This is a genomic window from Alteromonas sp. ABH4_457 (genome assembly GCF_056160625.1).
Genome location: NZ_JBSWXN010000010.1, coordinates 106,366 through 124,763, shown reverse-complemented (window position 1 = coordinate 124,763; position 18,398 = coordinate 106,366). Strand labels below are relative to the sequence as shown.

Sequence of the window (18,398 nt, the reverse complement as noted above, 5' to 3'; positions counted from 1 at the left end):
TCATGAAAGTATTTAAATATAGCCTTTTAGCCATGGCCATGGCCGGCCTGACCGCTTGTTCTCTTGACGGTGATGATGGCGCTGACGGTACTGACGGCAGTAACGGATTAAACAGCCTGACGGTACAAACTGAACTGGCCACCGGCGATGCAAACTGCCCGAACAGTGGCGTACGTTTTGATTCAGGCCTGGATGCTGACGGAGACGGCGCGTTAAGCGACAGCGAAATTTCTGAAACCAGTTATGTGTGTGTACCGGCTAATGCAGAAGTGGCAACCAGTGAGTTGCTGACCAGCCTGAACAACGAATATTTTGTTGCCGGTCAGGCGGAAGTTGAGGCGGCCAAAACCACCTGGCTGAATGCCACCGGCACAACCTCTGTGGACGGCGTTCAGACTATTACCAGCAATACTACAGTGACCAAACATGCTTCTGTGGAAGCGGCTGTTGCATCGCTGAAAGGTAAAGCGAAAAACGTTATCCTGTTCGTCGGTGACGGTATGGGCGTGTCTACTGTAACGGCAGCCCGTATCATGGAAGGCCAGATGAACGGTGACAACGGTGAAGAGAACCAGTTGAGTTTCGACCGCTTCCCTTTCGCCGGTTTATCTAAAACCTATAACGTTGATGCACAAACGCCAGACTCAGCGGGCACCATGACCGCAATGATGAGCGGCGTGAAAACCGATGTTGGCGTAATTGGTGTAAACGAAAATATTGTTCGCGGTGACTGCAGCACCGTTGCCGGTAATGAGCTGGTAACGGCGCTGGAACTGGCGGAACTGGCCGGTAAATCTACCGGTATCGTGTCTACTGCACGTATCACTCACGCTACACCTGCAGCGACTTACGCCAAATCAGCTGACCGTAACTGGGAAGACGATGGCGACATGCCTGCTGAGGCCATTACTGCCGGTTGTACCGACATTGCTGCGCAGCTGGTTGGTTTTGAAGCAGCTACAGAAGCACGTTTCGGTGCTGACATTGACGGTATCGAAGTCGTTATGGGCGGCGGCCGCCGCTCATTCCTGCCTAAAGATGCTGCGTTTAACAGCCCTGACGCTGTCAGCGCTGTTGAAGGTGACCGTACAGACGGACGTGATCTGACCGCAGAATGGTCTGCGCAATATCCCAATGGTGTTTACCTGTACGACCAGGCCGGTTTTGACGGACTCGACACAGAAACCACTGAGCGTGTTTTCGGCCTGTTCAATGAATCGCACATGCAATACGACGCAGACCGCGCTAACGATGTAGCCGGTGAACCGTCAATCAGTGAAATGACAGAAGCAGCTATTAAGATTCTGGATAACAACGATGACGGCTTTTTCCTGATGGTGGAATCCGGTCGTATTGACCATGCCCACCACGCCGGTAACGCCTACGGTGCACTGACCGATACAATTGCCCTTGCTGATGCGGTAGCTGTAGCTGATGAGTTAACGGATGATGAAGATACATTAATCATCGTCACAGCCGACCACGGCCACGTATTTACCATAGCCGGTTATCCGAAACGGGGTAATCCGATTTTGGGCAAAGTGGTTAACGTAGGCGCAGACGAAGCAGCAACTGCAGCTGACGGTATGCCATACACCACGGTTGGTTACATGAACGGTAACGGCTTCCGTGACCTGGGTACCGAAACCGATGCAGACGAAATCTACAACTATGATGTCAACGCCGGCCGTCAGGATCTGGCAGATGTTGATACCACTGCTGCCGGTTTCCACCAGGAGTCTTTAATCCCGCTTTCATCTGAAACTCACTCAGGTGAAGACGTTGGCATTTATGCAAAAGGCCCTGGCGCATTCCTCGTCAACAGCACTAACGAGCAAAGCGTTATCTTCCATGTGATGGATTTTGCCGGAAGTCTGATTGATGACGCAGAAGCGGCTATCGAGTAACAATAAGCTCTGAATACAGGGACGTCCGTCTGGTCGTCCCTTTTTTGCTGGTAATAAATAATGAAACAATCTCACACTCTTCTCTGCGGACTGCTCTTATCCGCATCCACTCTGTTTACTTCAGCGGTAACTGCCGCAACGTCTGAAGAACCGGTTCAGTGTGATGCTGAAAAGAACTGGGTGAAAGCAGACTATACCCTTACTGAGACGACCAACGACAATGTTCGAAGCCGTTCACTGACCTTATGGCGAAAACCTGATGTGGTAGCACACCAGTATCCTGCCAGCGACATCACGCAGGTTTGGGAACATGTGCATGAACGGGTAAAACAAACGCGCTTTTTTGATGCTCACAAACGGGGCATTGAATATCAGCCCGGCGAAAATATTCATGGCCGCGTTGATAACGACTGGGAATACCGCAATCAGTTGGTTAAGCAGGCCTTTATCGACGGGCTGGAGAAACAGGATTCACAGGGGTCAGGCTGCGATATCCGTACCCGTTATACTGCCGGCAGTGAAAACGGGCACATCGAGCTAATATGGGCAGACAACCTGCAATTAATTGTCTCGTTCACTGTGACTAAAGGCGAACAGAAAATGCACTGGCAACAGCAATCGCTGTCTCATGAACAGGCAGGCATCAACGCATTTTTTGCAAGTCGCTACGGATATCAGACAACTGATTATGCCGATATTGGCGATGATCATACCGATCCGTTTCTCACCAACATGGTACACCAGGGCTTTATAGAAGCCGGTGCCAGTGGTTTTTACAATGCCAGCGGTGAAGCCCTTGAGGGATCTCACCTGCACTAAAGATCGTTGTAAACTCCTCGCAATTTGATAAGAATGTGTTATAAAAATAGCAATCAGGATTCATCAAGGATGGTGAAAAAATGTCCACATTCTTCTTTCATGATGCCAACTTTCTGTTCAGTGCAGCAGTTGGCATTGTCATCTTACTGTTCATTATTGAATTACTCGGCATGGCGCTGGGGATCAGTTTACTAGGCATTTTCGACGATATGCCTGAACCCGACCTTGGCGGTGGTGAGTCTGTGTCAGGACTGGCCGCCCTTACCAACTGGCTGTCGCTGGACAAATTACCGGTGATGATCTGGTTCATTCTGCTCCTTACCCTGTTCGGACTCACCGGCTACATACTGAATCTGTCTTACGCCAGCTTTCTGGGTGGACGCTTCTTACCGCCGGCAGCTGGTATTCCAATCGCTATTTTCGTTTCCCTGCCCCTCACCGGCCGGCTTGGCAGCGCACTGGCAGGTCTGTTACCAAAAAATGAAAGCAGTGCTATCGACAATGATGAATTTGTTGGCGCAGTAGGAGAAATCACCATAGGCGTTGCCCGTAACGGCAGTCCGGCGGAAGCGAAATTTACTGATCGTTACCGCCAGGTTCACTATGTACTGGTTGAGCCTTTTGAAAGTGATGAAACCTTTACCCGCGGAGAAAAAATCATCCTCGTAAAGAAAAGCCTGCACAGTTGGCTAGCTACCCGATATAAATAACCCTGCAGCAATAAGGAAGTTGTAAATATGGAAACCTACTCTGCTAATAATCTGCCCGCCGTTCTCATCATCGGGCTTGTTGTCGTTATCGCCCTGCTGGCCATTGGTCTTATTTTCGCCAAGCTTTATAAACGGGCCACCAAAGAAACGGCCTTCGTCAGAACCGGTCTTGGCGGTGAAAAAGTCATTAAAGATGGTGGTGCGATCGTGCTGCCGGTGGTGCATGAAATCATTCCCGTGAACATGAACACCCTGCGTATTGAGGTAGAAAAAACCCAGAAAGATGCGCTGATCACCAAAGATCGCATGCGGGTGGATGTGAAAGCCGACTTTTACTTACGTGTAGCGCCCAGTGCCAGCGGCATTTCCATGGCGGCACAAACTTTAGGTACCCGTACAACCCGGGCGGAAGAAGTTAAAAAGCTGATGGAGTCGAAGTTCGTTGACGTACTTCGTGCCGTGGCTGCAGAAATGACAATGACCGAAATGCATGAACAGCGTGCAGATTTTGTCCAGAAAGTGCAGCAGAGTGTTGCAAACGATCTTGAGAAAAATGGTCTGGAACTTGAATCGGTAAGTTTAACCGGCTTCGACCAGACCGACCTTGATTTCTTCAATGAGAACAATGCCTTTGATGCTGAAGGTCGTGCCCGTCTTGCAAAAATCATTGAAGAGAAGCGTAAAGAAACCAACGATATCCAGCAGGAAAACCGCATCAAGATTGAAACCCGTAATCTGGAAGCGGAGAAAGAGTCGCTGAATATTAAACGGGAAGAAGAAGAAGCCCGACTGATGCAGGAGCAGGTTTTGCAGTTTAAGCGTCAGGAGCAAAAAGCTGAAATCGCTAAACAGCGAGAGCAAAAAGAACGGGAAGAACGTGAAGCCGGCATTGCCAAAGAAAAAGCCGTTGAAGCAGCTGAAATTGACAAGTCCCGTGAGCTGGAAACCCGTGAAATTGCCAAGCGCAAAGCACTGGAAGAAGCCCGTATTGCCCAGCAGCAGGACGTCGAAGTAGCCGAACAGGTTAAACAAATTGCGGTTGCTACCAAGTCAGAAGAAGAGTCTGCCGCACGAGCTAAAGCAGCAGAAGCAGAAAAGGCTAAGGTAGAGAAAGAAGAAGCGGTAACCACAGCCCGTCAGGTTGCAGAAGCTAAGCGTCGCATGGAAATTGAAGTGATTGACGCCCGTAAAGAAGCGGAACGGGAAGCAGTGGGCATTACCGTAGAAGCTCAGGCGAAAAAAGAAGCGGCGGAGAATGCGGCTGAAGCCATTTTAACTGAAGCCAAAGCCACAGCGGATGCGAAAATGCTGCAGGCGCAGGCCGATGAAAAAGTACTGGCCGTAGAAGCGGCGGGTAAACAGGCGCTGTACGATGCTGAAAACACTCTGAAAAACGAACAGATTGAGCTGCAAAAAGCACTGGCAATTCTGAAAGTCCTGCCTGAAATAATCGCCAGCGCCGTGAAGCCACTGGAAAATATAGAAGGCATTAAAATTCTGCAGGGCTACGGGATCAGTAATGCCGCCGGGGGTGCAGAAGGCACAGTAAGTACCGGTAATGGCAGTATGGCCGATCAGGTCACGCAGGCAGCGTTGAATTACCGTGCCAACGCACCGGTTGTCGATGCTCTGTTACGTGAAGTCGGTCTGGTAGATAAAGCCGGTGGTTCACTCACCGATTTATTAAAAGGCGACAATGCTATGGTTGCAGCCCTTACCTCTCAAACCGGCTCGGCCACTGAAACGAAATCAAATGGTGCCGGCCCTGCCCCGCAATAAATCCGGTATCCGGCGGGGTCAATCCCACTACATATGAAAGGAGCGCATCGCGCTCCTTTTTTGTTGTCTTTAATCCGGCTCTGAAGCATTTCCTACCAAAGTACTATAAATCTGTAGCTAAAGTGGCAAGGCAATTTTGACCTGATGCTGACTAAAATACATTATGGTTTCAGGTACGAAAAAACGATGAAAGCAACCAGCAGAATTACACTTACAATCACAGGTATCTATTTGATATCAGGAATAGTGCTGGCTTTCATCATGTACAGTCAGGCAACAAAAGATGTTGCCACCGAAATTAACGCATCACTGGCACTGGCTGATGCGCTGGTTGAACAAAACGTTGACTTTGCAACCATAGAAGCAGCCTTGCAGCACAGCCGTCACCTTACAGCCCTCGCAATCGATTCTCCGGCCGGTTCAACACTTAATTCTCCGGATGCTTCATTTTTTCCCGTAGAACCTGTAAGTGTGTTCAGTCATCCGGAAGATTCCCGCCGGCAACTATTTCTGTTTGCTAATCCCGCTGCTGAACGGGAAGAGATCCTGACCACTGTCTATCAAGTTTTCGGTTTACTGGCGATTTCACTTTTATTCACTCTCAGCGTAATGCACATCGTGGTTCAGTCAAGAATGAAGCCTTTACAGGCACTGAGTTCAGCTCTCAGTAAAGTAGCGAAAGGTAATTATCGTGTTGACGTTGAACACAGCGATATTGAAGAAATTGACAGTGTGGTTACCCATACCCAGCTGATGGCTTCTGCACTTGAAGAAAGAGAAAACAAAGTACAGCAACTGAGAAATAAACTGGCTTCCCTGCAAGAGCACGAACGCCAGAATCTCGCCCGTGAATTACACGATAATCTGGGCCAGCTGGTAACCGGAATCCGTGTACAAAGCTACATGTTGCGCCAGCAAACACAAAGCCCGAAATTCATAGAACGCACAGCCACTTTACTTGGCGAGCAATGTGCAGAAATACAGTCCGGCATACGGCAACTGGTTAATAAACTCTACCCCGTCACACTGAATAAAGTGGGCCTTGTTTCCGCCCTGCGGGAAATGCTGGAACGCTGGTCAGAAATTCACAATATTGCTGTCACCTGCTCCCTTCCCGACCTCAGCCCGGAAAAAAATATTGAGAGGGACATGCATCTGTACCGCATCACCCAGGAAGCGCTGAGCAACGTTGCACGACATGCACATGCTTCAAAAGTGCACGTTTCGCTCACCCTGATGCAAAACGCCATGACATTGAATATCACCGACAACGGTACCGGATTTGCTGAACAATCAGAATGTTCCGACGGACTGGGACTGGCATCCATGCGTGACAGAGCCCGTCTTACGGGTGGGCATTTTGCAAAAGACAATTTCGAAGAAGGAGCACGTATTCAGGTTGTTGTTCCTTTAACGGCCGGAACGGAGAAGAGCAGTCATGCACATATTACTTGTTGATGATCACGCCGTTGTACGCCAGGGATACGGTGCCCTGCTGTCAATGATGCTGCCGGAAGCCACGATTCACGAGGCGGAAAACGCCCGCCAGGCGATGACATGTATGACGCAGAATGATGTGGACGTAATGATTCTGGACATTAACCTGGAGCAGGCCAGTGGTCTGAATCTGGCTCCCCGCTTCCTCAGCCGGTGGCCGGGACTGAAAATCATATTTTTCAGTATGTTTGACGAGGCCTCTATTGTTAACCGGGCAATGCATACCGGTGCCAGCGGTTATATCAGTAAACGTTGCAGACCAGAAATAATGCTTGATGCGGTAAAAACTGTAATGGCCGGACGCACTTATATTGAACACGAACTGGCCATTAATCTTGCGTCATATGCTTACAGTGAGAAGAAAGATATTTTCGACCAGCTCACCCGCCGTGAATTCGATGTGTTCATGGGCGTAGCAAAGGGCCAGAAACGGACACGGATTGCAGAAGATTTGAATATTTCAGACAAAACGGTTTCCAATGCCATCACCCAGCTTAAAAGTAAACTTCAGGTAAAAACCAGTACTGAACTGGTTCATCTAGCCATCGACAACGGTTATGTAAAGGTGGCGTCATGAACCCGTAAATTTCGGGAATTGCTCCTGCTAAAACCGGGAAAAGTTCCGTGGTTACCAGACGCCATTTACGTCACACTTACTCTAAATCGAAGGCTGCATTGTTCGACCAACCTTTCGGTTTAGTGAGGTTCAACAGCTCACACCCTATTCCGGCTAACCCTTTGTGGTTAGCCTTTTTTTTACTTATTTCGTGGCAGATATCAGCTTCTGTAACCCTGTTTCACTGACGGGATAAATCCCGCTTCAAATCGGGAATTATTCCCGCCTTACTTCGGGCAAAAGTCTATTCTCCCTGCCCCCCTGCTGCTCGCATACTGTTAACACTTCATAAACAAATAGCAAAGGTACGCTATGACTATTACACCTAAGAACACCACTAAAAAACTGTTGCTGTCTGCTATTCTCGTGGGCAGCGCACTTGCCAGTCAATATACTCAGGCTAAAGGCGTCACCTGGGATGATATTGAGAACGATGCCAGTACCACAGAAGATGTACTGATGTACGGTATGGGTCCGGAAGCACAGCGATTCAGCTCACTGGACAAGATTAACAAAGACAACGTGCACATGCTGACACCGGCATGGACCATGAGCTTTGGTGACGAAAAGCAGCGGGGTCAGGAATCTCAGGCACTGGTTTATGACGGCGTTGTTTATGTGACCGCCAGTTATTCCCGTATTTTCGCCTTTGATGCCAGAACCGGCGAAAGAAAGTGGACCTATTCTCACCGGTTACCTGAAGGGATCCGCCCCTGCTGTGACGTGATTAACCGTGGTGCTGCCATTTACGGCGACATGGTGTATTTCGGTACGCTGGATGCCGGTATCGTGGCATTGAACCGCCACACCGGTAAAGTGGAATGGAAAAAACGTTTTGAAGACTACCGCGCCGGTTACACCATGACAGGTGCGCCGACACTGGTAAAAGATCAGAAAACTGGCAAAGTCCTGTTGATCCACGGCTCCTCCGGCGATGAATTCGGTGTGGTAGGCAAACTGTTCGCCCGTGACCCGCTGACCGGCGAAGAAGTGTGGATGCGCCCCTTTGTTGAAGGTCACATGGGCCGGCTGAACGGTAAAGACAGTACCCCCACCGGTGATGAAAATGCGCCTACCTGGCCGCGTGATGAAAACGGCGAACTGGTTGAAGCCTGGCATCACGGTGGCGGTGCGCCGTGGCAGAGTGCCAGCTTCGATGTAGAAACAAACACCATTATTATCGGTGCAGGTAACCCGGCCCCCTGGAATACATGGAAGCGTACAGCAAAAGGCGATGATCCGCGCAACTGGGATAACCTGTACACCTCAGGTCAGGTTGGTGTAGACCCTACCACCGGTGAAGTGAAATGGTTCTATCAGCATACGCCAAATGATGCCTGGGATTTCTCTGGGAACAACGAGCTGGTACTGTTTGAATACGATGACAACGGCAAAACAGTAAAAGCAACTGCTCACGCCGACCGCAATGGCTTCTTCTATGTAGTAGATCGTGAAAACGGCGAATTCATCAAAGGCTTCCCGTTCGTGGACAAGATTACCTGGGCTACGCATATCGACCCGGATACAGGTCGCCCGGTTGAAGTAGAAGGACAACGTCCGCCTCTGCCGGAACCCGGCGAAGAGAAAGGAAAATCAATTGAAGTTTCACCTCCATTCCTGGGCGGAAAGAACTGGAACCCTATGGCATACAGTCAAAACACCGGCTGGTTCTATCTGGGCGCAAACCACTGGAAAGAAGATTACTGGACAGAAGAAGTTAACTACGTAAAAGGTAATGCATACCTTGGTCAGGGCTTCAGAATTAAAACTCTGTTTGACGACCATGTAGGCGTGTTGCGTGCAGTAGACCCTGTATCCGGTGAAATAAAATGGACGCATAAAGAGAAACTGCCATTATGGGCCGGCGTTCTGGCCACGAAAGGCGGATTAATTTTCACTGGTACCGGCGATGGCTTCATCAAAGCGTTTGATGAGAAAACCGGTGAAGAACTGTGGAAGTTTCAGACAGGCTCAGGCATCGTTTCCTGCCCGATCACCTGGGAAATGGACGGTGAGCAATATATCGGTTTCGCTTCAGGTTACGGCGGTGCTGTACCACTGTGGGGTGGCGATATGGCAGAACTGACCAAGCCTGTCGCACAAGGCGGTTCATTCTGGGTATTCAAATTACCAAATTTCGACAAAGTCGCTAAACGTTAATCATACACGGCGGGGCTGCCGCCCCGCTTCCATGGAGTGACTTATGAAACCCTTGTATTTTCTGTTCTGCTTTGCTGCCACACTGAGCCACGCAGAGCCTTTGCCTTTTGATGATGACGTGGCCGAAATTGACGGTTGCAAACTGACTCAGGGAACACAATGCAATAATGCTGATTTGTCCGGTGCTGATTTGCGCCACATGGATTTGTCCGGCTCCGTGTTCACAAATGTCAACTTCAGCGGTGCAGATCTGCGCCATGCTGATCTCAGCTACGTAACCTTCAAAAAGAGTAAACTGGACAAAGCAAACCTGGCGATGGTGTCGTTGAATCACAGTGATCTACGTACTTCCACCTTAACTGAGGCCAATCTTGAAGGAGCCACCGGCTTCTCCCTGTTCGCTCAGGGCGTTAATTTCAACGGCGCAGACCTGACAGGCGTCAATTTCGACCAGGCGAGAATGTCAGGCGCAAAACTCAACGGAGTGACTCTGCGGAATGCCCGCATGGAAAGGGTCTGGATGAATAAAATTCAACTCGCAGGCGCCGATCTGACGAACGCAAACATTCAGGAAGCCAAGCTGAATGACGCCAATTTGTCCCGTGCTGACTTAACCGGTACACGTATTCATTACGCCACTTTTCAGGGAACATACATGGCAGACTGCACAAATTGCCCCGTAGACTGGTGAAGGTATTCTTGCTGCCGAAGCCTGCAGCCGGGGTTTCTCTATACGGGCAAACCGCTGTGGAATTTAAAATCCTCATCCGGTGAGGTTATCAGTTCACCTTCTACCTCACCGAAAAAAGCAATACGTTCAGCAATATCCTCACCGGCAATCTCTTCTGCCAGTGTCAGATAATCCTGATAATGTCGGGCTTCCGAGCGAAGTAACGAAATATAGAAATCGCCCAGACGCTTATCAACATGGGGGGCCAATTTAGCAAAACGCTCACAGGAACGGGCTTCAATGTACGCGCCGCAAATGAGTTTATCTGTGAGGGCAGCCGGCTCATGAGTACGCACGTGACGCAGCAGTCCTTTTGCATAGCGGCTTGAAGCGATATTTTCATAAGGAATGTCGTACTCATTCATGATTTCCAGTACCTGGAAAAAATGATGCAGTTCCTCTTTGATAAGCAGCACCATTTTATCAATGAGATCCTGGCCGTAAGGTGTGCCGGACTTGGGAATAATCGATTTCGACAATTTGTTATGTTTAAGCAGTGACTGCCAGTCACCTTCTTTCCGGTAAGCAAAGTCTTCAAAAGGCTTCAGCCATGCCAGTAAGGCATCACCACTTTCCTTATCCACCGCATAGCGACGGATAAGAAACATGGCGCTTTGCGCAGCTTTAAGCTCGCAAATTAAATGATCAGTCAGTACCACCGCCAGATTGTCTTTTTCCGCGGCTTTTTCAACCCAGGGATCAGGGGTTTCACACTGTAAAAATGAATGGATAGGTGTGAGTAATTCGTTCATCTGCGGCCAGCACTGCTTTTTCAGGTTAATTCATATCAGTTAAATAAAGACAACGCCCTTAAGGGCGCCGCCGGGCGCGGATCCTATCACAAATCCGCTGAGTATATTTAGTCGATCCACTGCTGCCAGTGCAGTTTACCGTTTTGCCAACCCAGCAACATGCCGCCACAATTATCAATAGTACGGCCTTCACCGAAACTGCGGGCGATACAGGCCATCGCATCACCATGACTGACAATAAGAATACGGGAAGCCGTTTCGCTGTTCACCAGTGAGTGAAAGGTTGTCATAAAACGTTCGGTTACCATGTTGGCACTTTCACCGCCGTTGTCAGGCATAAGATCAGGACGGGTATACCGGTGTTCTTTAAACGCCTGATAGGCTGCAAGTCCGCTGGTTTCCTTTCCCTGCCATTCACCAAAGTTACGTTCGCAGAAACCTTGGTACACTTTATGGGACTGCCCCAGCGAGCTGGCACAAATTGCAGCGGTATCTTTCGCGCGGCCAAGGTGTGAGCTGACCACAAGATCAATATCCCAGTTCCCGGCCTTCGCTGCCAGCTCAGCCGCCTGTGCCCGTCCTTTTTCTGTCAGCGGACTGTCCAGCTGACCCTGCAATTTCTTGTCACGGTTCCACTCAGTCTGACCATGACGGCACAAGAAAATGTGTTTTTCCATGTTTATCCTTAGCATTCATTGAAGTATCAGACTTGTGGGAAAGCGCTGTTTCAAGTAGCGTTGATGCCTGCCACTCCCTGCTGATCACCAACAGATTGACTGCCGGTATTTGAAAGGGTTTTCGTTATTCTACATCATGAGATAAGCCGTTGAAATTAAGTGCGTCCATTATTGCAATCTTGTCAGGTTGTTTACTGTCTTTTGCTGCGCTGGCAAAAAGTGTGTCTGTTAATGTTTTTGCTGTACCTTCGGCAGACATAGAGCAGACGGTTGCCTCGGTAAGCGATAAACTGAAGCAGAACGGTATAGAGAGCTTTTACGAACAGGGATTTCCTGTTCATATTACGTTGTACCTCACCACTTACGACGAAGCCGCGATTCCCGGTTTACTGGCGAAAGTGGAAATGCTCACAACCACACAACCGGCAGTGCCCCTGAAAGCTGAGGGATTTACGGTAACCGCAGGGAACTGGGTATTTGTCGATGCGGTGAAAGAAACTGAACTACAACATCTGGCAGATAAACTGACAAATGCCTTGTCCCCGTTAAGAGATCTTTCAGCGCCACTGCCTGCGTGGGTTAATGCCTATCCGCAAAAGAAAGTGGTGTTCGAACAATATGGCAGCCCTAATGTATTTGCACAATTTGAGCCGCATATGACATTGCTGGCCGCAGAAGCATCACCCGCCCTGCCAGCAATGAAAAAGTATTTTGCTGCCTCTCCCCCCTCTGCTACCGGTTATGTAAAAGCTGTGGGCGTGGGACTGGCGAATGAAAAAGGCCAGATAACCAAAGTTCTCGGACATTTTCCGCTCAAGCAGCCGTAAACAACGTCTGTTTCTTCCCATCTAACCAATTCGGGCCGGATGATTCCTTACGGCCCCGATTTTCTGCGCTTTAATATCTTCAGCAAATTCAACCACTCACAAAGCTGAACATTTTTTAAGCAAAAAATATTTGACCCTGCACCAAACATGATCAACACTCATTGTAAAATTAATGTTAATTATATTAACCATAAACAAACATCAATATGATCAACGCTGCACGCAGCGCCGGTAACAATAAGGTGAAAATATGATATTGAATCACTTGCTCGGCATATACACTCATCCCCGTGAAGAATGGCAGGACATAGACAGACGACATGAAAGTTGCGTTTATGCCCTTAGTCATATCGGGGTTATTGCGTTGATCCCTTCACTGGTCACGTATTATTCCGGCGCACACCTTGGCTGGAGTATCGGTGCCGGTGATCTAATAAAACTGACCGAACAAAGCGCAGCGATGCTGGCTGTAGGTATGTATTTTGGCCTGATAGCCGGTGTGCTTATTCTTACCTACATGATTCATGAGCTTGCGAATGCGTTTGACGCCAAGCCCAATTATACCGAGTCTTTAGATCTTGCCGCGTACACTGCGACACCGTTATTTATGACGGGGTTTGCTGGTCTTTATCCGGAACTCTGGTTCGTGATGGCTGTAGGTCTGGTCGGACTCGCCTACTCTGTATACCTGCTTTATTCAGGTACGCCAATTATGATGCATATACCTGATGGCAAAGGGTTCATTTATGCCAGTTCTGTAGTGACGTGCGGACTGGTACTTCTGGCTATTTTAATGGCCAGCACCGTGATCATGTGGAGTATGGGCTTCGGTCCGGTATACGTGCACTGATCACTAAATTTCATCCATATCCGAAAGCAAAAGACCGCTCTGAGAGCGGTCTTTTTATTTGATGCGCGGATTTCCGGCTTAGTTGTCAGAATCCATATTGTGCATTTCCAGATTAGACAATTCTGCCTGCACCACAGGACCGCTCTTTGACGCTTCACCACGGGCAATATCGATACGCTCAAGATAATCCTGGTCAATATCAGCAGTAATGTAATTACCGTCGAATACTGACGTCTCAAAGCGCTGAATTTCAGGGTTCTCTTCCCGTACCGCTTCAACCAGATCTTCAATGTCCTGGAAAATCAATCCGTCAGCCTGAATAAGATCAGCAATCTGGTCAATCTCACGGCCGTAGGCAATCAGTTCGTTGGCAGACGGCATATCGATACCGTACACATTCGGGAAACGGATCTCAGGAGCAGCGGAAGCAAAGTAAACTTTCTTCGCACCGGACTCACGGGCCATTTCGATGATTTGACCGGACGTGGTGCCCCGCACAATAGAGTCATCTACCAGCAGTACGTTTTTGCCTTTAAATTCTGAAGAAATTGCGTTCAGTTTACGGCGTACAGACTGCTTACGCATGGTCTGTCCCGGCATAATGAAGGTACGGCCGATATAACGGTTTTTCACGAAGCCCTGACGGTACGGTAACTCAAGGGTATTGGCGATTTGCAGCGCCACATCCATGGAGGTTTCCGGAATAGGAATGACCACATCGATATCGAGGTCGGCCCACTCGCGGGCAATTTTCTCACCCAGCTTACGCCCCATGTTGACGCGGGAAGCATAAACAGAAATACCATCGATGAATGAATCAGGACGGGCAAAGTAAACAAATTCAAAAATACACGGGGAAGTGGCCGGTACTTCAGCACACTGCCGGGTATGCAGTTCACCTTTTTCGGTGATGTATACACATTCGCCCGGCGCTACGTCACGGATGAAAGTAAAACCTACTGCATCCAGAGCCACGCTTTCAGAAGCAACCATGTATTCTTCGCCCATTTCTGTAATGCGCTTGCCCAGCGCCAGAGGACGGATACCGTTAGGGTCACGGAAAGCTACCAGGCCCTGTCCGATAATCGCAGCAACCACGGCATAGGCACCGCGGATCTTCTTATGGACGGTTGTGACCACTTTGAAAATATCTTTTGCAGTTACGGTTAAGTCGGCAACCTGCTGCAGTTCATGAGCCAGAATGTTTAATAACAGTTCAGAATCTGAAGAGGTATTAATGTGACGGCGGGCAATACGGAACACTTCGTCCTGCAGTTCGTGTGCATTGGTAAGGTTACCGTTATGCGCAAACGCGATACCGAAAGGTGAGTTCACGTAGAAAGGCTGTGCCTCAGCAGAGCTTGATGTGCCTGCGGTGGGATAACGGCAGTGACCGATACCCATATTTCCTGACAGACGCTTCATATGGCGTGTGTGGAAAACATCCCGCACCAGGCCATTTGCTTTTCTCAGATTAAATCGATTCTGTTCGATCGTAATGATACCAGCAGCGTCCTGTCCGCGATGCTGTAACACTGTCAGTCCATCATAGAGTGACTGAGCAACAGGTGTTTTACCAACAATTCCGACAATACCACACATTTGCTTTACCTATATCAAGCGGGTTTTAGAAAACTGGAGCTGCCTTTCACGAAGGTGAAAAACCACTCTATGATGACACCAAATTCCGGTATCAGCAGAGACTGGCTCCACCAAACGGCTTTTGCTGCATCGGTAAACGTATCCATAAAGAACAATAGTGCGCTTACAATCAGTACGCCACGTAAAGCGCCGAAAATTGCGCCTAACGCCCGGTCTGTGCCGGATAATCCTGAAGCTTGTACTAACTGGCCGACAACGTGGTTAAATAAACCACCCAGTACCAGCGTAACAATAAAGAGAACAACGATTGCAGCACCATTGCGCAGCACCTCGTCGTCTATTTGCGTGAAATAGACAGCAAGATCGGCATGAAATTCACTGGCAATAAAAAGTGCACCGAACCAGACAACCAGGGAAATGGCTTCTTTCACAAAGCCACGCATCAGACTTATCAGCGTTGAAACCGCGATAATACCGAGAATGGAAAAATCAACCCAATTCATGAAGCGTTATACTATCCGTCTGTCGTTAAGCACGCAGTGTGACTGCCCCGCTGCGAGATGGCGCGCATTCTAACAGAAGCCCCGGAGATTACCAATGTGTAATCTTAACGCGGACCGGGTAACTTCCCGCCTGAGTAAGAAAAACTTGCCACCTGCCGCCGGAAGCTATTCGGCGTTGAATGTAGCCACCTTCCCTTTCAGTCCGGTGATCTCCTGCAAATGCGGCACTGCTTTTTGTAATTTTGCTTTGTCGGTATCTGGTCCGACGAACACTTTCGTCAGCGGACCGGAACGGGTTTCCACAGGGCGGCTGAAGGCACGGTAGCCGGCCTGTTCAAGTTTTACGAGTAATTGCTTTACGTTTTTCTGGTGGCGGAAGCTGCCAAGCTGCACCACCCAGCTGCCTTCGACGGCTTCCGGCGCAGGCTGCTCCACCACTGTCTGACGGGCCAGGTCGTCTTCAATAGCTTGCTGTGCTTTTTCTGACGATGCAGCAACCTGTGCAGCTTCATCATCAACCGCAGGCTCATCGACCACCTCCAGCGGTCGTTGGGTGACGCCCGCAACGCGGTCTACAGGAAACGGTTCGGGATCCACAATAGGCTTTTTCGCCGGCGTAGCCGGCACACTGACAAATTCGTCCTGATTCGTTTCTTTTTTTCTGTCGAGAAAATCTGGCAGGAAAATGACTGCCAGCGCGACCAGAATAACGGTGCCGACCAGTCTGTTATGTAACGCCGGGGTCACTGTTTACTCCTATTGGATACTACTGTCCTTGTGAAACGTTAATACATCCGCAACGGTAAGAAAAGAACCAAATACCAGGATGCGGTCGTTCTCAATTGCTGCTTCACGGGCTGCTTTATAAGCGGCGGTTACCGAATCAAATGCATTGGCATGTGCCCGCTGATGTGGCTGTAAGTGAGACATTAAAGTACTGCCACTTAAGCCTCTTGGCCCGCTGGTATTACCAAGGTACCACTTCGCCTTTACGCCCGCCAGTTCATCCAGCGTGGCGGCCAGTGATTTATCTGCCAGCATACCGGCAACAATATGCAGTTCACCGTCTAATCCGCTGTCAGCCCAGTCGCGCATTAATGCACAGGCTTGTGGATTATGGGCCACATCAACCAGCACTTCAGGGGATTGGGACAAGATTTGTCTGCGTCCGGGCACATTCACAGTACTGACAAGCTCTTGCAGTGCGGTGTTGTCAGGAAACAACCCCAGCCGCTTCAATGTTGCCAGTGCTGTCGCCACGTTTTGCAGCGGAATTTGCGGCATGGGCAACCAGGCTGTCTGCTCAACTTCATGATACCAGCGCCACATGTCACCCTGCTGCTCTGTACCGAAAGTCCGGCCGGCCCACCAGGTATCAACCTGATGTTCACTGACGTACTCATCCAGCGTTGAAGGCGGCTCGCGCTCTCCTACTACCGCAATGCCGTTATTGCGCATGATACCGGCTTTCTCAATGGCGATGGCTTCACGGGTATCTCCCAGCCAGTCCATATGATCCAGACCGATGGTCGTGATAACAGCAACAGACGGTTCAACGATATTGGTTGCATCCAGCCGGCCACCAAGACCTACTTCAAGAATAGCGATGTCGACACCGGCATTCACCATCATGAGCATGGCGGCAAGCGTACCAAATTCGAAATAGGTCAGGCTGATATCACCTCTGGCCTGTTCAATTGCAGCGAAGGCTTCACAGTACAAGCGTTCTGCTTCAATGTCGCCATTTATGCGTACACGCTCACGGTAATCCAGCAGATGTGGAGAGGAATACACACCTGTGGTTTTACCCTGCGCCAGGCAGGCTTGTTCGATGAAGCGGCAAGTAGTGCCTTTGCCGTTTGTACCGGCAACGGTGATGACAGTCTGGTTTGAAAAACCTAAGGCGAGTTTGTCAGCGACCTGCTTCACCCGCGTCAGCCCCATATCGATGGCTGTGGGATGAATGGACTCAAGGTAGGCCAACCACTGCGTCAGAGAGTTATCCGCTGACGCAGTAAAAGAAGGTGATTGTTTATTCACTTAATTCGGGCGATGCATCTTTTCTAACAGGCCGTGTAATTTATCACGCATTTTACGACGGTCAACAATCATATCGATGGCACCTTTTTCCAGCAGGAATTCACTGCGCTGGAAACCTTCAGGCAAGGTTTCACGAACGGTCTGTTCGATAACCCGCGGGCCTGCGAAACCGATAAGTGCTTTCGGCTCGGCAACGTTGACGTCACCCAGCATAGCCAGACTGGCCGAAACACCACCCATTGTAGGGTCGGTAAGCACAGAAATGTAAGGTAAACCCTTTTCGCTCATTTTTGCCAGAGCAGCAGAGGTTTTCGCCATCTGCATTAATGACATCAACGCTTCCTGCATACGGGCACCGCCGGAAGCAGAGAAACAAATCAGTGGCATGTTGTGTTCAAGGCAGGCATTAACAGCAGCCACGAAACGGGCACCGACAACAGAAGCCATAGAACCGCCCATGAAGGCAAATTCAAAGCTGGCAACCACAACCGGCATGCCTTTCAGTTTGCCCTGCATCACGATTAATGCGTCTTTCTCGTTAGTGCTTTTTTGTGCTGCAACGATGCGATCTTTATAGCGCTTGGAATCTTTGAATTTCAGAACGTCCTGAGGTTCTAAATCTCCGCCCAGTTCTTTACGGTCGCCGGTATCCAGAAACGCATCAATACGCTTACGGGCGCTGATACGCATATGGTTGTCACACTTGGGACACACTTCCAGCAGCTTTTCCAGTTCCTGCTTGTACAGCACAGCCTGACAGCTTGAACATTTCGTCCACACACCTTCCGGTACGTTACCTTTCGTGGACGTTTGAGTTTTAGGCAGAATTTTTTGAATCCAGCTCATAGTAAGGAGAATCCTTGTTATCTGTAACTATGCTTCGTTGGTCTTTATTTGTGCACAGTGTTAAAAGAACGCGATTTAGCCAT

At 49.4% G+C, this 18,398-nt stretch carries 17 protein-coding genes; 10 read left to right on the top strand and 7 right to left on the bottom strand.

Annotation, left to right across the window (positions count from 1 at the left end; genetic code table 11):
• Positions 1 to 2 precede the first annotated feature (2 nt).
• From ACXAGR_RS23225 to ACXAGR_RS23190, 8 genes are all read left to right on the top strand, one after another.
• The gene (locus ACXAGR_RS23225; protein ID WP_474852807.1) at positions 3 to 1,907 is read left to right on the top strand and encodes an alkaline phosphatase; all 1,905 of its coding nucleotides are present in this window, start codon (positions 3 to 5) and stop codon (positions 1,905 to 1,907) included.
• A gap of 60 nt (positions 1,908 to 1,967) precedes the next feature.
• Positions 1,968 to 2,726, top strand: coding sequence for a hypothetical protein (locus ACXAGR_RS23220; RefSeq protein WP_474852805.1), 759 nt, complete (start codon positions 1,968 to 1,970; stop codon positions 2,724 to 2,726).
• 80 nt (positions 2,727 to 2,806) lie between these two features.
• A complete protein-coding gene (locus tag ACXAGR_RS23215; RefSeq protein ID WP_474852803.1) occupies positions 2,807 to 3,436 on the top strand; it encodes an OB-fold-containig protein in 630 nt (209 codons plus the stop codon).
• Positions 3,437 to 3,463: 27 nt separating this feature from the next.
• Positions 3,464 to 5,215, top strand: a complete 1,752-nt coding sequence (locus ACXAGR_RS23210) for a flotillin family protein (RefSeq protein ID WP_474852801.1) — start codon at positions 3,464 to 3,466, stop codon at positions 5,213 to 5,215.
• 231 nt (positions 5,216 to 5,446) lie between these two features.
• The gene (locus ACXAGR_RS23205) at positions 5,447 to 6,673 is read left to right on the top strand and encodes a sensor histidine kinase (RefSeq protein ID WP_474852799.1); all 1,227 of its coding nucleotides are present in this window, start codon (positions 5,447 to 5,449) and stop codon (positions 6,671 to 6,673) included.
• On the top strand, positions 6,654 to 7,289 hold the full coding sequence (locus tag ACXAGR_RS23200) for a response regulator (protein ID WP_474846620.1): 636 nt from the start codon (positions 6,654 to 6,656) through the stop codon (positions 7,287 to 7,289). Before ACXAGR_RS23205 ends, ACXAGR_RS23200 begins: the two co-directional genes overlap by 20 nt.
• Before the next feature lie 351 nt (positions 7,290 to 7,640).
• Positions 7,641 to 9,488 carry a methanol/ethanol family PQQ-dependent dehydrogenase gene (locus tag ACXAGR_RS23195; protein WP_474852797.1) on the top strand — a complete coding sequence of 616 codons (1,848 nt, stop codon included), beginning with the start codon at positions 7,641 to 7,643 and terminating at the stop codon, positions 9,486 to 9,488.
• Positions 9,489 to 9,531: 43 nt separating this feature from the next.
• Positions 9,532 to 10,179: a pentapeptide repeat-containing protein gene (locus ACXAGR_RS23190; RefSeq protein WP_474852795.1), complete on the top strand. Its 648-nt coding sequence runs from the start codon at positions 9,532 to 9,534 to the stop codon at positions 10,177 to 10,179.
• 38 nt (positions 10,180 to 10,217) lie between these two features.
• On the opposite strand, the gene miaE is transcribed toward ACXAGR_RS23190, so the two are convergent.
• Both miaE and ACXAGR_RS23180 read right to left on the bottom strand, forming a co-directional pair.
• Complete coding sequence (gene miaE, locus ACXAGR_RS23185) at positions 10,218 to 10,970, bottom strand: tRNA isopentenyl-2-thiomethyl-A-37 hydroxylase MiaE (RefSeq protein WP_474846632.1); 753 nt, start codon at positions 10,968 to 10,970, stop codon at positions 10,218 to 10,220.
• 107 nt (positions 10,971 to 11,077) lie between these two features.
• Positions 11,078 to 11,647 carry a histidine phosphatase family protein gene (locus ACXAGR_RS23180; RefSeq protein WP_474846634.1) on the bottom strand — a complete coding sequence of 190 codons (570 nt, stop codon included), beginning with the start codon at positions 11,645 to 11,647 and terminating at the stop codon, positions 11,078 to 11,080.
• Between the two features lie 149 nt (positions 11,648 to 11,796).
• Here ACXAGR_RS23180 and ACXAGR_RS23175 point away from each other — a divergent pair, with 149 nt between their 5' ends.
• The gene (locus tag ACXAGR_RS23175; protein WP_474852793.1) at positions 11,797 to 12,474 is read left to right on the top strand and encodes a 2'-5' RNA ligase family protein; all 678 of its coding nucleotides are present in this window, start codon (positions 11,797 to 11,799) and stop codon (positions 12,472 to 12,474) included.
• A gap of 250 nt (positions 12,475 to 12,724) precedes the next feature.
• A complete protein-coding gene (locus tag ACXAGR_RS23170) occupies positions 12,725 to 13,324 on the top strand; it encodes a Yip1 family protein (RefSeq protein ID WP_349587618.1) in 600 nt (199 codons plus the stop codon).
• Positions 13,325 to 13,402: 78 nt separating this feature from the next.
• Here ACXAGR_RS23170 and purF read toward each other — a convergent pair whose 3' ends face one another.
• From purF to accD, 5 genes are all read right to left on the bottom strand, one after another.
• Positions 13,403 to 14,926 carry an amidophosphoribosyltransferase gene (gene purF / locus ACXAGR_RS23165; RefSeq protein WP_474846638.1) on the bottom strand — a complete coding sequence of 508 codons (1,524 nt, stop codon included), beginning with the start codon at positions 14,924 to 14,926 and terminating at the stop codon, positions 13,403 to 13,405.
• A gap of 14 nt (positions 14,927 to 14,940) precedes the next feature.
• Complete coding sequence (locus ACXAGR_RS23160) at positions 14,941 to 15,429, bottom strand: CvpA family protein (RefSeq protein WP_119501821.1); 489 nt, start codon at positions 15,427 to 15,429, stop codon at positions 14,941 to 14,943.
• Positions 15,430 to 15,594: 165 nt separating this feature from the next.
• A complete protein-coding gene (locus ACXAGR_RS23155; RefSeq protein ID WP_119501822.1) occupies positions 15,595 to 16,176 on the bottom strand; it encodes an SPOR domain-containing protein in 582 nt (193 codons plus the stop codon).
• Between the two features lie 9 nt (positions 16,177 to 16,185).
• Positions 16,186 to 17,469, bottom strand: coding sequence for a bifunctional tetrahydrofolate synthase/dihydrofolate synthase (gene folC, locus ACXAGR_RS23150; protein ID WP_474852791.1), 1,284 nt, complete (start codon positions 17,467 to 17,469; stop codon positions 16,186 to 16,188).
• Positions 17,470 to 18,315 carry an acetyl-CoA carboxylase, carboxyltransferase subunit beta gene (gene accD, locus ACXAGR_RS23145; RefSeq protein ID WP_417507931.1) on the bottom strand — a complete coding sequence of 282 codons (846 nt, stop codon included), beginning with the start codon at positions 18,313 to 18,315 and terminating at the stop codon, positions 17,470 to 17,472.
• Between the last annotated feature and the right edge of the window lie 83 nt (positions 18,316 to 18,398).

Bases quoted from the DNA above. Each gene is read 5' to 3' on its own strand.
- ACXAGR_RS23225 (WP_474852807.1), top strand. From the start codon at position 3: ATGAAAGTATTTAAATATAGCCTTTTAGCCATGGCCATGGCCGGCCTG.
- ACXAGR_RS23220 (WP_474852805.1), top strand. From the start codon at position 1,968: ATGAAACAATCTCACACTCTTCTCTGCGGACTGCTCTTATCCGCATCC.
- ACXAGR_RS23215 (WP_474852803.1), top strand. From the start codon at position 2,807: ATGTCCACATTCTTCTTTCATGATGCCAACTTTCTGTTCAGTGCAGCA.
- ACXAGR_RS23210 (WP_474852801.1), top strand. From the start codon at position 3,464: ATGGAAACCTACTCTGCTAATAATCTGCCCGCCGTTCTCATCATCGGG.
- ACXAGR_RS23200 (WP_474846620.1), top strand. From the start codon at position 6,654: ATGCACATATTACTTGTTGATGATCACGCCGTTGTACGCCAGGGATAC.
- ACXAGR_RS23195 (WP_474852797.1), top strand. From the start codon at position 7,641: ATGACTATTACACCTAAGAACACCACTAAAAAACTGTTGCTGTCTGCT.
- ACXAGR_RS23190 (WP_474852795.1), top strand. From the start codon at position 9,532: ATGAAACCCTTGTATTTTCTGTTCTGCTTTGCTGCCACACTGAGCCAC.
- miaE (WP_474846632.1), bottom strand. From the start codon at position 10,970: ATGAACGAATTACTCACACCTATCCATTCATTTTTACAGTGTGAAACC.
- ACXAGR_RS23180 (WP_474846634.1), bottom strand. From the start codon at position 11,647: ATGGAAAAACACATTTTCTTGTGCCGTCATGGTCAGACTGAGTGGAAC.
- ACXAGR_RS23170 (WP_349587618.1), top strand. From the start codon at position 12,725: ATGATATTGAATCACTTGCTCGGCATATACACTCATCCCCGTGAAGAA.
- purF (WP_474846638.1), bottom strand. From the start codon at position 14,926: ATGTGTGGTATTGTCGGAATTGTTGGTAAAACACCTGTTGCTCAGTCA.
- ACXAGR_RS23160 (WP_119501821.1), bottom strand. From the start codon at position 15,429: ATGAATTGGGTTGATTTTTCCATTCTCGGTATTATCGCGGTTTCAACG.
- accD (WP_417507931.1), bottom strand. From the start codon at position 18,315: ATGAGCTGGATTCAAAAAATTCTGCCTAAAACTCAAACGTCCACGAAA.